The sequence below is a fragment of the Variovorax sp. P2_H12 genome, assembly GCF_056403395.1.
The window spans coordinates 172,539-185,889 of record NZ_JBFUFO010000003.1; the positions used below are offsets into that span (position 1 = coordinate 172,539).

Genomic DNA, 13,351 nt, shown 5'->3' on the forward strand with positions numbered 1-13,351 from the left:
GTTGCGGGGCCTCGAAAAATTGCTATATAATTCGAGGCTCGAAACGCGGGAATAGCTCAGTTGGTAGAGCGCAACCTTGCCAAGGTTGAGGTCGAGAGTTCGAGACTCTTTTCCCGCTCCACATTCGATAAAAGGAGGCTTCGGCCTCCTTTTTCTTTTTCTGCCGGCGTAGCCCGTCGAAGGCCGCCGCGCTCAACGCCCCGTTCCGCTTTCCTGTCGTGCCTGGCTGCTGCGTTCGTCGCTAGACTCGGCCGCTGGGATGCGCGTCTTCGAGGAGGAGCATGGCGGATTCGGAAAAGACACTTCAGAGCGAGCAGTTCGTGCTCGGCCTTTCGATCTGGGTGACGTTCGCGATCGCGATCCTTGGCGTCATGCTCGGGCTGTTGGCGGAGTCCCAGTCGATCATCTTCGACGGCCTGTTCTCGGTCATCGACGCGGCCATGTCGATGCTGGCGCTGTACGTGTCGAGGCTGCTGCTGCGGGAGGGCAGCCGCAGCTTCCAATACGGCTTCTGGCACCTCGAGCCGCTGGTGGCTGCGTTCAACGGCATCATCCTGCTCACCGTGTGCGTCTACGCCTTCATCAATGCATTGAAGGGTTTCCTGGACGGTGGCCAGGTGGTGAACTTCGGCAGCGCGGCGGCCTATTCGGTGATCGTCTGCGGGGTCTGCTTCGGCATGTACCTGTACGAGCGACGCGCCAACAGGCGGCTCGACTCCGAGTTCATCCGCATCGACATGAAGAGCTTCCTGATGTCGGGCTGCATCACGCTGGCGCTGTTCGCGGGTTTCGGCATCTCCCGCCTGCTCGCCGGGATGGGCTACGCGCATCTGGAGCCCTATGCCGACCCTGTGATCCTGATGGTGCTGGTGATCGGGCTGCTGCCGATCCCGATCGGCATCGTGGCCAAGGCCCTGAAGGAGGTGTTCCTGATCGCTCCCCCTGAGCTGCACTACCACGTGCGCGAGGTCATGGCGGTGATGAAGGAGCGGCACGGCTTCATCGGCTATCGCAGCTATGTCGCGAAGAGCGGTCGCGTCTACATGGTCGACATCAATGTCGTGGTGCCGGCGGATTTCGAGGCCGACATCCACCGTTTCGATACGCTGCGCCAGGACATCGCCAAGCGCCTGTCCGAGTATGGCAGCCTCGACCGGTGGCTGTCGATCACGTTCACTGCCAATCCGGACTGGCTGTGAGGAGGGCGCGCCTCGGCGGTGTTGTAGAATCGCGGGCTTGCCGGGAAGGCTCAGCGGGCACATCGTGCAAGCTGGACTCCCGCGGTTTCGACCCGTTCGGAACTGCAAGACTGAAAAGCGTGGCGCGATAGCAAAGCGGTTATGCAACGGATTGCAAATCCGTCTAGCCCGGTTCGACTCCGGGTCGCGCCTCCACCGACATCGGTACCGAAAATGCAGCCCCGCCAACCCACGTTGCCGGGGCTGTGTTCGTTTGCGGTATCGTCGTTGTCCGACCGGAAGCCCGGATGGTGAAATTGGTAGACACATCGGACTTAAAATCCGCCGCTTCCTGAATAAGGGGCATACCGGTTCGACCCCGGTTCCGGGCACCACCACACTACAAGGGAGCAAGACATGCCTCGCTACAACGCTCCGTTCGAAATCCATGTGCACGGCGATGTGCCGCTGCGTTCCGACGTGAGCTTCGAGCAGATCCAGGAAGCGCTCGCCCCGCTCTGGAAATACGCCGGCGCCAAGTCGCTGGCCGATGGCGCCACCAGCGTCTACGAAGAAGAGCCCGGCATCCGCTTCGAGCAGAAAGAGCACATGCTCCAGATCTGCTGGACCGTGGCCGGCGACGAGGACTTCCGCCAGGCGCTCGACGAGATGTGCATGGCCCTCAACGAGCTGTCCGAGCAGGGCGCGGCGCTCGAGGTCACCTTCTACGACACCGACTTCGACGAGGAAGAGGGCGACCCCGACGAGGAGTCGCGCGACGACTTCCTGATGCTCTTCGTCGGTCCGAATCCGGCGGCGATCATGCAAGTTCAGCGCGACCTGCTGGTCGAGGACGTGGTGAACCTGATGGAACGCCATTTCGACGGCGCCGAGCTCGGCGGGGTGGTGGCCGAGATCGACAAGCTCTTCGGCGACCGCTTCGACGCGCTGGTGAACTCGCTCGAGATCGGCAAGCGCCCGCGCGGCGGCACCGGCGGTGCCGGCAGCGGCGGCCACGGCGGCGGCCGCCGTCCGCGCCACCTGCACTAGGGCTGTTCACGGGCCCTGACGTTCCTGACGCGGGGCGGCCACGCCGCTCCGCTATGCTCGGCGACCTTCCTTTCACGGAGTCCTCGCTTGGCCCTGTTTCCCCAATCCGCCCTCCAGCCCGGCGTGCGCAAGCGCGAGGTGTTCGGCTGGGCGATGTACGACTTCGCCAATTCGGGCTACACCACGGTGGTCATCACCGCCGTATTCGCCGCCTATTTCGTCGGCGGCATCGCCCAGGGTGCGCCCTGGGGCGCCTTCGCCTGGACCGCGGCGCTCAGCATCTCGTACGCGATCGTCATGGTCACGATGCCCGCGATCGGCGCCTGGGCCGACCTGCACGCGGCCAAGAAGCGGGTGCTGGTCACCGTGACCCTGGCCTGCGTGGCGGGCACCGCGGCGCTGGCCCTGACGCCGCGCCTGACGGGGCCCTACGCCGTGGCGCTCGCGATGGCCCTGGTGATCGTCTCCAATGCCTTCTATTCCTACGGCGAGTCGCTCACCGGCGCCTTCCTGCCGGAACTCGCCACCGCCGAAGGCATGGGCAAGGTCAGCGGCTGGGGCTGGGCCTTCGGCTACCTCGGCGGCATGCTGGCGCTGGGTCTCTGCCTGGCCTATGTGCTCTCGGCCCAGGCGCGCGGACTGCCGGCCGCGCATTTCGTGCCGGTCACGATGCTGATCACGGCAGCGATCTATGGCGCGGCGGCCTGCGTCACCTTCGCGCTGCTGCCCGAGCGCGCGCTGCCGCAGCAGCGCGGCCCCGACCAGAGCGCCTGGCTGCAGTTGCGCGACACCTTTCGGGAGGCCCGCGCCTACCGCGACTTCATGTGGCTGCTGGCCTGCACCGTCTGCTACCAGGGGGGCGTGGCGGTGGCGATCACGCTGGCGGCGATCTACGCCGAGCAGGTGATCGGCTTCGTGCCCAGCGAGACGATGGTGCTGATCTTCGTGCTCAATATCGCGGCGGCGCTCGGTGCCTTCGGCTTCGGCTACCTGCAGGACCGGATCGGCCATCGGCGCTCGCTGGCGGGGACGCTGGTCGCCTGGATCGCGGTCTGCCTGATCGCCGCCTCGGTGAGCACCAAGGGCGGCTTCTGGTGGGCCGCCGCGATCGCCGGCCTGGCCATGGGGTCCAGCCAGTCGGCCGGGCGCGCCATGACCGGCATCCTGGCGCCGCCGCGCCAGCTGGCCGAGTTCTTCGGTCTCTGGACCTTCGCCACCCGGCTCGCGAGCATCGTGGGGCCGCTGAGCTACGGCGCGATCACCTGGGCAACCGGCGGCAACCAGCGGATCGCAATCCTCTCGACGGCGGTGCTTTTCGTGGGGGGGCTGCTGCTGCTGCTGCCGATCGACATGCGGCGCGGGCGGGAAGCGGCGCTGCGGGCCTGAGCTTCGCGTGCGCCTGAGGCCAGGCGGGCGCCGGGCCGCCAGGGCGGCGAAGTCCGCGCTTCGCACGGACGGGCGGGCTGCAGCGTCCCCCTCGGGGGGCAGCGACCACACGCAGTGAGGGAGCGTGGGGGCTCAATCCATCGGCGCGGCGCCCTTGGCCAGGCGGTAGCGCGTGCCGTCGTAGCGCAGCACGCGCGACTTGAAGGTCTGCCGCCGCTCCTGCGTGACGCATTCGTCTCCCAGCGGGCTCGAGCGGCTTTCGGAGCGGGCCTGGTGCAGGAGCAGGTCGGCATAGCCGCCGGTGCTGCCACGGGCCACGGAGAGGCTGCCGCGCACGGTCTCGAAGCTGCCGGTGCAGCTGGTGTCCCATTCGCCTTGCTCGAGCGTGAGTTCGAGCCCGTCGAGCACTTTCGCGAGCTTCGGCCCCTGGGGCACATAGAGCGACAGGCTCTCGTTCGAATAGGGATTGGCGCGCGACGAACCCTGGCGCAGGATGCGCAGCCCGAAGGCGCGCGCGTCGGGCGCCAGCGCATAGCGCGTGCCGTCGACTCGGATCTCGCCGATGCGCACCGCGTCCTCGGTCAGCACGTCTTCCTCGAACAGCCGGCTCACGACCTTGGCACGCTCGGTGTTGCCGTTGTCGGCCTGCTGCACCACGAGCACGTCGAGATCGAACTGGCGGCTGCCGGGCTCTGTCGACGGGCGCGGCAGAGGCAGCACGACGATGAAGCGGCCCGGGACGCCGCGCCACGGTTCGCAAACGGCGCGTTCGTGGTCGAGCGTGCGCTTCGGATGCAGCTTGGCATGCATGCGCTCCGCCAGGCCGGTGTCGCAGGCTGCCTGGGAGGCGATGCCGAAGCTGCCCAGCAGCCCGCCAAGAAGCAGTGCGCGGCGCAGGCGGCGCATCAGGCGGGCGCCGCGAGCCAGCGGGCGGCCGCGGCGTTCAGCGATTCGGGGGCGCCGCTGCTCAGCAGGCACAGGTCGCCGATGCCTTCGGTGCGCTGCGTTCCGGCCTGGGCAAGCAAACGCAGCGTCTGCTGCGCCACGGGGGCGCCGGTATCGATGAAGCGGACCGCTTCCCCGGTGTGGCGGCGCAATTCGTCGGCGATGAAGGGGTAGTGGGTGCAGCCCAGCACCAGCGTGTCGAGCTGGCCGTCGCCGCGGCCGAAGTGCCCTGCGGCGGCCGAATACTGTTCGCACAGCGCCGAGATCCGCGCCGCGTCGGAGCGCTCGATGGCGCCGGCCAGGCCGTCGCAGGCCACGATGCTGAAGGTGGCCTGTCCGGCCAGCGAGGCGAGCAGCGTCTGGAACTTGCGGCTCTCGATGGTCACGCGGGTCGCCAGCACCGCGATGTGCCCGGTTCGGCTCAGCGCCACCGCGGGCTTGAGTGCGGGCTCGACGCCGACCACGGGCAGCGCCGGGTGGTCGGCGCGCAGCCGGTGGATCGCGGCCGCGGTGGCGGTGTTGCAGGCCACCACCAGCGCCTTGATCCGGTGCGCATCGAGCAGGTGGCGCGCCACCGTGGCACTGCGTTCGGCAACGAAGGCGTCGCCGCGCTCGCCGTAAGGCGCATGGGCGGTGTCGGCGAAGTAGACGAAGCGCTCGCGCGGCAAGGCCTCGCGCAGCGCGTTGAGGACGCTCAGGCCCCCGACGCCGCTGTCGAACACGCCGATCGGATCGTCGGCATGCACGGGCCCGTCGACGCGCGCCAGGCTCAAACCGGTTCCAGCGCGATGGTCTTGAACTCGCCGCTGGCGATGCGCTTCTGCCATTCGGCCGGGCCCGTGATGTGGGCGCTGGTGCCGCCGGCATCGACCGCCACCGTGACCGGCATGTCGACCACGTCGAACTCGTAGATGGCTTCCATGCCGAGGTCCGCGAAGCCGACCACACGGGCGGTCTTGATGGCCTTGCTCACCAGGTAGGCAGCGCCGCCGACAGCCATGAGGTAGGCGCTCTGGTGCTTCTTGATGGCCTCGATCGCGACCGGGCCGCGCTCGGCCTTGCCGATCATCGCGATCAGGCCGGTCTGAGCCAGCATCATCTCGGTGAAGCCGTCCATGCGGGTGGCGGTGGTCGGGCCGGCGGGGCCGACGGCTTCGTTGCCGACCGGGTCGACCGGGCCGACGTAATAGATGACGCGGTTGGTGAAGTCCACCGGCAGCTTCTCGCCCTTGGCCAGCATGTCGGAGATGCGCTTGTGGGCGGCATCGCGGCCGGTCAGCATCTTGCCGTTGAGCAGCAGGGTGTCGCCGGGCTTCCAGCTGGCGACTTCGGCCGGCGTGAGCTGGTCGAGGTCGACCCGCTTGCTCTTGTTGTAGTCGGGCTGCCAGTCGATCTTCGGCCAGAGGTCGAGCGAGGGCGCCTCGAGGTAGACCGGGCCCGAGCCGTCGAGCACGAAGTGCGCGTGGCGGGTCGCGGCGCAGTTCGGGATCATCGCCACCGGCTTGCTGGCCGCGTGCGTGGGGTACATCTGGATCTTGACGTCGAGCACGGTGGAGAGGCCGCCCAGGCCTTGCGCGCCGATGCCCAGCGCGTTGACCTTCTCGTACAGCTCGATGCGCAGCGCCTCGACCTTGGTCAGCTCGGCGCCCGAGGCCTTCTTGGCCTGCAGCTCGTGCATGTCGAGGTCGTCCATCAGGCTTTGCTTGGCCATCAGCGCGGCCTTCTCGGCGGTGCCGCCGATGCCGATGCCCAGCATGCCCGGCGGGCACCAGCCGGCGCCCATGGTCGGCACGGTCTTGAGCACCCAGTCGACGATGCTGTCGCCGGGGTTCAACATCGCGAGCTTGCTCTTGTTCTCGCTGCCGCCGCCCTTGGCCGCGACGGTCACTTCGACCGTGTTGCCGGGGACGATCTCGGTGAAGATCACGGCCGGCGTGTTGTCCTTGGTGTTCTTGCGGTCGAACTGCGGGTCGGCCACGACCGAGGCGCGCAGCGTGTTGTCGGGGTGGTTGTAGCCGCGGCGCACGCCTTCGTTGATGGCATCGTCCAGGCTGCCCGTGAAGCCGCCCCAGCGCACGTCCATGCCCACCTTCAGGAACACGTTGACGATGCCGGTGTCCTGGCAGATCGGGCGGTGGCCGGTCGCGCTCATCTTGCTGTTGGTGAGGATCTGCGCCATCGCGTCCTTGGCCGCCGGGCTCTGCTCGCGCTCGTAGGCGCGGGCCAGGTGGGCGATGTAGTCGGCCGGGTGGTAGTAGCTGATGTATTGCAGCGCGGCGGAAACCGACTCGATCAGGTCGGCTTGCTGAATGGTGGTCATGGTGGGGAAACGTTCTTGTGAGTGGGGGGACGCCCCGCGATTATCTCAGCCGGTAAAAACCCGCGGGCGCCTCACCTCGCGGCGGCCCGCGCCTCCTTGATCCAGCCGTCGAACAGCGTCTGGTGGACCCGGATCCAGCCGTCGACGTGGCGCTCGACGTCCCGCTGGGTGTTGGCGCCCTGGCTCATGCGCAGGTTCTGGGCGTTGATGTCGGCGATCGGCAGCTTCATGGTCTCGAACAGGCGGCCGGCCGCAGGATTCTTCGCGACGAAGTCCTTGTTGGCGACGATCTGCTGTCGGTTGGCCAGGAAGCCGTAGTTTCTGCCGTTGGGGAGCCGGGTGTCGACGCTGTCGCCCTGCGAGGACGAGAACGGCACCTGCAGCCAGACCACGTCCGTGCCCGGCCGCAGCACGGCGCTGACCCAATAGGGCGTCCAGGTGTAGTAGAGGATCGGCTGGCCTTGCTTGAAGCGCGCGATGGTATCGGCCATCAGCGCCGCATAGCTGCCTTGCCTGTGGGTCACGCTGTCGCGCAGCTGGTAGGCCGCGAGGTGGTTCTCGATCGCCAGTTCGCAGCCCCAGCCGGGGTTGCAGCCGGTCAGGTCCGCCTTGCCGTCGCCGTCGGTGTCGAACAGCTTCGCGATCGCCGGGTCCTTCAACTGGTCGATGCTGGTGATGCCGTACTGGTCGGCCGTTTTCCGGTCGATCAGGTAGCCCTGGACCGCACCGTCCGCATAGACCCCCTGGCGAAACAGACGGGCATCGCCGCCGCTGTTCCTGTAGAAGTCGGCGTGCAGCAGGTTCCAGTGGTTGGCCATGAAGGTGGCGTCCCCGTTGGCGATCGCCAGGTGCTCGGTGGCGGGTTCGAGGTCCTTCATCGGTTCGACCGCGTAGCCGAGCTTCTCCAGGGCCCTGGACACCAGCAGCGTCTGGAACATCTCTTCCGCCAGCGAGCTCTTGAGCGGCTGCACCGTGACGCCCTTGCCGGGCAGATCAGTGTTGGCGCGGGCCTGGGTGGCGAGGCCGAGGGCCAGCAGGCCGATGGCCAGCAGGCTGCGTGCGACGGTGCGGGTTCTTCTCATGCGTTGGATTCCTTCGAAGGTCATGGCCAGGCCCTTCACTGCGCTTGCGTGGACAAGGCCGCAACGGCTTCGTTCTCGCTGCGCGACGGGCGCACCAGGCGATGCAGCAGGCGCAGCGCGAGGCCGGCCGGGCCGGTCTGCCACCAGCGGCGCGCGCTGCTGCGGCGCGACCGGCCCACGGCCTGGGTCAGGCGGTCGAGCGTGATGGCCAGCAGCACGATGCCCAGGCCGCCGACGGTCGCCAGGCCCATGTCGAGCCGGCCGATGCCGCGCAGCACCATCTGGCCCAGCCCGCCGACGGCGATCATCGAGGCGATCACCACCATCGACAGCGAGAGCATCAGGGCCTGGTTGATGCCCGCCATGATGGAGGGCATGGCCAGCGGCAACTGCACCTTCACGAGCATCTGCCAGGGCGATGCCCCGTAGGCGCGGGCCGCCTCGATCAGGTCCGGCCGCACCTGGCGCAGGCCCAGGTTGGTCAGGCGCACCAGCGGCGCCAGCGCGAAGATGATGGTCACGATCACGCCCGGCACGTTGCCGATGCCGAACAGCATCACCACCGGCACCAGGTAGACGAAGGCGGGCGTGGTCTGCATCGCATCGAGCACCGGGCGCATCAGGCGCTGGGCCCGGTCGCTGCTGGCCAGCAGCACGCCCAGCGGCAGGCCGACACCCAAGCAGAACACCAGCGAGGTCAGCACCAGCGACAGCGTGACCATCGCTTCGGACCAGATGCCGAGCAGCGCCACCAGCAGCAGCGACACGGCGGTGCCGATGGCGAGCTTGCGGCCGGCGAACTGCCAGGCCAGCAGGCCGATCAGCGCGATCATGGCCAGTGCCGGGAGACCGTTGAGAAGGCCCTGCACCCAGGTCAGCGTGCCGTCGATGGGCAGCCGCACGGTCTGGAAAAAGGGGCGGAAGTGCTCCACCACCCAGCCGAGCCCCCGGTTGATCCAGGACTCGACGGGCATGGAGCCATCCCAGAGGCGTTGCAGCTGGAAGCCGCCGGCCGCGGGATCGACCGATCCGGCCAGTTGCCGGGCCGCGTCGATCGGGGCCGGTGCATCGAGCCAGTCGCTGGTCGCGGACGCATCGGGCGTCGCGGAGACGCTGGCCCAGGGGTCGATGGATGTCTGCGGCGGCAGCGACGGCGGCGACGTCACGGCGTCGTTCAACGGGGCGAGTTCGGAAGGAAGTGCGGTGTCGTTCATCAAGAGGTCCTTCGGGGTCAGAGCGTTTCGGCGATGGCGACGGCAGTCGCGGGCTCCATCGGCGGCGTGTCGCGGTCGAGGAACTTCAGCAGCGTGGTCTTGCTGATGGCCCCGCAGAAGCGGCCGTCGCCGGCCACCACCGGCACGGCGCACGGCGCCTGCGCCACCTGGCCGAACAGGCCGGCCACAGGCGCATCCGCCGCGATCGGCGGCAGCGCATCCAGGAACGCGTGCTGCAGGCCCAGCGGGCCCGAATGCCCGTCGAGGGCCGCGCGCAGCGTGTCGGCCGACACCGTGCCCAGGTAGCGCTTGCCGGCGCTCACCACGTAGGCGTGGTCGCGGTCCTGGTCCTCGAGCAGCTTGAGCGCCGCGCGCGCGCCGCGGTCGGCGTGCTCGGAGACCACGGTGAGCGACTTGCGCGCGATGTCCGCGGCCTTGAAGACCGCCGCGGCATCGACACCGCGCACAAAGCTGCGCACGTAGTCGTCGGCCGGGCTGCGCAGGATCTCGTCGGGCGTGCCGACCTGGATCACCTGGCCGTCCTTCATGATGGCGATGCGGTCGCCGATGCGCATGGCCTCGTCGAGGTCGTGGGAGATGAAGACGATGGTGCGGCGCTGGGCCTGCTGGAGGCGCAGCAGCTCCGACTGCATCTCGGTCCGGATGATCGGGTCGAGCGCCGAGAAGGCCTCGTCCATCAGCAGGATGGAGGGGTCGGAAGCCAGTGCGCGCGCCAGGCCCACGCGCTGCTGCATGCCGCCCGAGAGTTCGTCGGGATAACTGTCGCCCCAGCCCGCGAGCCCCACCTGCGCGAGCGCCTGGTCGGCCTGGTCGAGGCGTTCCTTCTTGCCGGCGCCGGCGAGCTCGAGGCCGAAGGCGGTGTTCTCGCGCACCGTCATGTGCGGCATCAGGGCGAAGGACTGGAACACCATGCTGATGTCCTTGCGGCGCAGCGCGCGCAGTTTCGCGTCGGAGTGCTCGTTGATGTCCGCGCCGTCGATCACGATGCGGCCGGCGGTCGGCTCGATCAGCCGGTTGAGCAGGCGCACCAGCGTCGGCCCGAAAGGCCCATGATGACGAAGATCTCGCCCGCCTGGATCTCGAAGGTGGCGTCGAACACGCCGATCGACTGGCCGGTGCGCGCCAGGATCTCCTTCTTGGAAAAGCCTTGCCGGACCAGGTCCAGGGCCTGATCCGGCTCGTCGCCGAAGACCTTGAACACGTGATCGATGAGAATTCCTTTGGCCATACGCCGGGGCTCCTTGTAGGAAGGGTGGACAGGGCGTCGCCCACGAGGGCGACGGCGGCCGCGCCAGCAGCCGAAGGGGCCACCGGAAAGCGCGCGCAGCGGCCCGGCGAGCCTCAAGGGCTGCCGATGGGCACTGAAGACGACATGGCGACGAAACCCGTGCCCACCGGATGCTTCAGTCGCAGAACAGCGGGCCTGGTCGAGGGGCGCCGCCTGGATGAGCGTGGCGTAGCAATGGGGCCGGAAAAAACCGGCCGGTTGCCGGGCTGGACCCGGCGCAAGAGGATCCTGCACCGCGACGGGATTCGGAGATCCGCGAGTAGTGCAGGCCGATCAACATGACTTGTTGATCGTCTGGGAAGGTGGATTATAACTTTTTGACATGAAGAGTCAAGACTGCACAGCCAGATCAAATGCGAGCCATTCTTGTTCGAGGCGATACTTGGTGTAGCGCCCGGTGAACGGCCGATCCCCTATCCCTGACAGAGGAGTTCCTTCATGACGACATCCCCCCAGACCCGCGTCGAACGCGACACCTTCGGCCCGATCGAGGTCCCTGCGGACAAGCTGTGGGGCGCGCAGACCCAGCGCTCGCTGCAGAACTTCGACATCTCCGGCGAGCAGCAGCCGCGCGAGATCATCCGCGCCCTGGCGCAGGTCAAGCGCGCCTCGGCGGTGGTGAACCATGCGCTGGGCCTCCAGGACGAGAAGAAGACCCAGGCCATCGCCGCCGCCGCCGACGAAGTGATCGCCGGGCGGCACGCCGACGAGTTCCCTCTGGTGGTGTGGCAGACCGGCTCGGGCACGCAGACGAACATGAACGTCAACGAGGTGCTGGCCAACCGCGCCAGCGAACTGCTGGGCGGCGAGCGCGGGGAGGGGCGCCTCGTGCATCCGAACGATGACGTCAACCGCAGCCAGTCGTCGAACGACGTGTTCCCGACCGCGATGCACGTCGCGGCGGTCGAGGCGATCACGCACAAGCTGCTGCCGGCGATCGCCAGGCTGCGCGGGACGCTGGAAAAGAAGTCGACCGACTTCGCCGACATCGTGAAGATCGGCCGCACCCATCTGCAGGATGCCACGCCGCTGACGCTGGGGCAGGAGTTCTCAGGCTATGTCGCGCAACTGGCGCACGGCGAGGCGCATGTGCGCGCCGCGCTGCCGCACCTGTGCGAGCTGGCGCTGGGCGGGACCGCGGTGGGCACCGGGCTGAATGCGCCCAAGGGCTACGCCGAACAGGTGGCGGCCGAACTGGCGAAGCTCACCGGGTTGCCCTTCGTCACGGCACCGAACAAGTTCGAGGCGATGGCCAGCGTCGACGCGCTGGTGCACGCGCACGGCGCCTTGAAGACCCTGGCCGCCAGCCTGATGAAGATCGCCAACGACGTGCGCTGGCTCGCCAGCGGGCCGCGCAGCGGCATCGGCGAGCTCAGCATTCCCGAGAACGAGCCCGGCTCCTCGATCATGCCGGGCAAGGTCAACCCGACGCAGAGCGAGGCGGTCACGATGCTCGCGGCCCAGGTGTTCGGCAACGACGTCGCGATCAACTTCGGCGGCGCCTCCGGCAACTTCGAGCTCAACGTGTTCCGCCCGATGGTGGCGCACAACTTCCTGCAGAGCGTGCGCCTGCTGGCCGACGGCATGGTGAGCTTCAATGACCATTGCGCCGTGGGCATCGAGCCGAACCGCGAGCGCATCAGCGAACTGGTACAGCGCTCGCTGATGCTGGTGACCGCGCTCAACACCCACATCGGCTACGACAAGGCGGCCTTCATCGCGAAGAAGGCGCACAAGGAAGGCAGCAGCCTGCGCGAGGCGGCGATCGCTTCCGGTCACCTCACGGCCGAGCAGTTCGACCAGTGGGTGGTGCCGGAGAACATGACGGGGCGCCTGCCGTGAGCGCTCCCCCAGGTCAGTGGGCGTCTTCGAGGGTCCGGGACATCAGCCTGTCCGTGTAGGCAATCGCAATCGCCGACAGCAGGAAGGTGATGTGGATCGCGGTCTGCGCGATCAGCACGCGGTCGGTGTAGTTGTCCGCGTTGATGAAGGTCTTGAGCAGGTGGATCGAGCTGATGCCGATGATGGCGGTGGCCAGCTTGACCTTCAGCACCGAGGCGTTGACGTGGCTCAGCCATTCGGGCTGGTCGCGATGGCCTTCGAGGTTCAGGCGGCTGACGAAGGTCTCGTAGCCGCCGACGATCACCATGATCAGCAGGTTGGAGATCATCACCACGTCGATCAGCGCCAGCACCACCAGCATGATCACGGTCTCGTTCAGCGTCGTTACCGGCGCGGCGGTCTTGTAGCCGATGCTGGTGACCAGGGCTTCGAGCGCATCCGTGCTGCCGAAGGCGGCCTCGACCAGGTGCGTGAGCTCGACCAGGAAATGCATCACGTACACGGCCTGGGCGACGATCAGGCCCAGATACAGCGGCAGCTGCAGCCAGCGGCTGGCGAAGATCAGGTTGGGGAGCGGACGCAGCGGCGAGACTTTGCCGCGTTTCGGAAGAAGGGTGGTGTCGTCGTTTGACATCGAAAGGTTTCGGCGGGACTTGCCAACAACTGTAAACGCGCGATTCTAGGGGCTGCCCCATGAGGCCTTGCGCCGGTTGGGGTCGTTAATATGTGCCGTCAGTCGGCCGTAAGTGCCGAACCCGACATTACCGCCCGTCATCACGTTTGGTACAGGAGACAAGAATGAGCAGCGCATCCACGATCGAATCCGTCCTGGTCGAGAACCGTGTTTTCCCGCCGGACGAGCGGGCCACCAAAGGGGCGCGCATCGCCAGCATGGCGGCGTACGACGCCCTCTGCAAGGAGGCCGCGGACGACTTCGACGGCTTCTGGGCCCGCCAGGCGCAAGCCAACGTGGTGTGGACCCAACCCTTCACGCGCACGCTCGACGAATCGAATGCGCCTTTCTA

11 protein-coding genes, 3 tRNA genes and 1 pseudogene are annotated in these 13,351 nt (G+C 67.7%); 8 read left to right on the top strand and 7 right to left on the bottom strand.

Translation table 11 applies throughout. The features are described from left to right. Nucleotides 1–45: 45 nt before the first annotated feature. The 6 genes from AC1DYK_RS03530 (at nt 46) to AC1DYK_RS03555 (ending at nt 3,614) form a co-directional block, all read left to right on the top strand. Nucleotides 46–121: transfer RNA gene (locus AC1DYK_RS03530), tRNA-Gly, on the top strand. A 160-nt stretch (nt 122–281) separates the two neighbouring features. Beyond that, complete coding sequence (locus tag AC1DYK_RS03535) at nt 282–1,199, top strand: cation diffusion facilitator family transporter (RefSeq protein WP_478164993.1); 918 nt, start codon at nt 282–284, stop codon at nt 1,197–1,199. Nucleotides 1,200–1,320: 121 nt separating this feature from the next. Continuing rightward, nucleotides 1,321–1,394 (top strand) — tRNA-Cys (locus AC1DYK_RS03540). 86 nt (nt 1,395–1,480) lie between these two features. Beyond that, nucleotides 1,481–1,573: transfer RNA gene (locus tag AC1DYK_RS03545), tRNA-Leu, on the top strand. Between the two features lie 22 nt (nt 1,574–1,595). Further along, entirely contained in the window at nt 1,596–2,228 is a 633-nt protein-coding gene (locus AC1DYK_RS03550) for a DUF6806 family protein (protein ID WP_286367536.1), read from the top strand. Nucleotides 2,229–2,315: 87 nt separating this feature from the next. Beyond that, nucleotides 2,316–3,614, top strand: a complete 1,299-nt coding sequence (locus AC1DYK_RS03555; protein ID WP_478164994.1) for an MFS transporter — start codon at nt 2,316–2,318, stop codon at nt 3,612–3,614. Nucleotides 3,615–3,746: 132 nt separating this feature from the next. Here AC1DYK_RS03555 and AC1DYK_RS03560 read toward each other — a convergent pair whose 3' ends face one another. The 6 genes and pseudogenes from AC1DYK_RS03560 to proV all read right to left on the bottom strand — a co-directional run bounded on the left by AC1DYK_RS03560 (nt 3,747) and on the right by proV (nt 10,424). Next, on the bottom strand, nt 3,747–4,520 hold the full coding sequence (locus AC1DYK_RS03560) for a PA3715 family protein (protein WP_478164995.1): 774 nt from the start codon (nt 4,518–4,520) through the stop codon (nt 3,747–3,749). Next, nucleotides 4,520–5,332: a glutamate racemase gene (gene murI, locus AC1DYK_RS03565; protein WP_478164996.1), complete on the bottom strand. Its 813-nt coding sequence runs from the start codon at nt 5,330–5,332 to the stop codon at nt 4,520–4,522. Before murI ends, AC1DYK_RS03560 begins: the two co-directional genes overlap by 1 nt. Continuing rightward, entirely contained in the window at nt 5,329–6,879 is a 1,551-nt protein-coding gene (locus tag AC1DYK_RS03570; RefSeq protein WP_478164997.1) for a fumarate hydratase, read from the bottom strand. The genes murI and AC1DYK_RS03570 overlap by 4 nt, the downstream gene beginning before the upstream one ends. 71 nt (nt 6,880–6,950) lie before the next feature. Next, nucleotides 6,951–7,961, bottom strand: a complete 1,011-nt coding sequence (gene proX, locus AC1DYK_RS03575) for a glycine betaine/L-proline ABC transporter substrate-binding protein ProX (protein ID WP_478164998.1) — start codon at nt 7,959–7,961, stop codon at nt 6,951–6,953. 35 nt (nt 7,962–7,996) lie between these two features. After that, nucleotides 7,997–9,175: a glycine betaine/L-proline ABC transporter permease ProW gene (gene proW, locus AC1DYK_RS03580; protein ID WP_478164999.1), complete on the bottom strand. Its 1,179-nt coding sequence runs from the start codon at nt 9,173–9,175 to the stop codon at nt 7,997–7,999. A 17-nt stretch (nt 9,176–9,192) separates the two neighbouring features. Then, nucleotides 9,193–10,424, bottom strand: a pseudogene (proV, locus tag AC1DYK_RS03585) (glycine betaine/L-proline ABC transporter ATP-binding protein ProV). Nucleotides 10,425–10,922: 498 nt separating this feature from the next. Between proV and fumC the strand changes: the two are divergent. Further along, nucleotides 10,923–12,326: a class II fumarate hydratase gene (gene fumC / locus AC1DYK_RS03590; protein ID WP_478165000.1), complete on the top strand. Its 1,404-nt coding sequence runs from the start codon at nt 10,923–10,925 to the stop codon at nt 12,324–12,326. 13 nt (nt 12,327–12,339) lie between these two features. On the opposite strand, the gene AC1DYK_RS03595 is transcribed toward fumC, so the two are convergent. Next, entirely contained in the window at nt 12,340–12,960 is a 621-nt protein-coding gene (locus AC1DYK_RS03595; RefSeq protein WP_478165001.1) for a TIGR00645 family protein, read from the bottom strand. Between the two features lie 164 nt (nt 12,961–13,124). Here AC1DYK_RS03595 and AC1DYK_RS03600 point away from each other — a divergent pair. Next, the coding region (locus AC1DYK_RS03600; RefSeq protein WP_478165002.1) for an acetyl-coenzyme A synthetase N-terminal domain-containing protein at nt 13,125–13,351 on the top strand (227 nt) is incomplete at its 3' end.

Coding starts and splice junctions, on each gene's coding strand:
- AC1DYK_RS03560 (WP_478164995.1), bottom strand. CDS start 4,520: ATGCGCCGCCTGCGCCGCGCACTGCTTCTTGGCGGGCTGCTGGGCAGC.
- AC1DYK_RS03535 (WP_478164993.1), top strand. CDS start 282: ATGGCGGATTCGGAAAAGACACTTCAGAGCGAGCAGTTCGTGCTCGGC.
- proX (WP_478164998.1), bottom strand. CDS start 7,961: ATGAGAAGAACCCGCACCGTCGCACGCAGCCTGCTGGCCATCGGCCTG.
- fumC (WP_478165000.1), top strand. CDS start 10,923: ATGACGACATCCCCCCAGACCCGCGTCGAACGCGACACCTTCGGCCCG.
- AC1DYK_RS03595 (WP_478165001.1), bottom strand. CDS start 12,960: ATGTCAAACGACGACACCACCCTTCTTCCGAAACGCGGCAAAGTCTCG.
- AC1DYK_RS03550 (WP_286367536.1), top strand. CDS start 1,596: ATGCCTCGCTACAACGCTCCGTTCGAAATCCATGTGCACGGCGATGTG.
- proW (WP_478164999.1), bottom strand. CDS start 9,175: ATGAACGACACCGCACTTCCTTCCGAACTCGCCCCGTTGAACGACGCC.
- AC1DYK_RS03570 (WP_478164997.1), bottom strand. CDS start 6,879: ATGACCACCATTCAGCAAGCCGACCTGATCGAGTCGGTTTCCGCCGCG.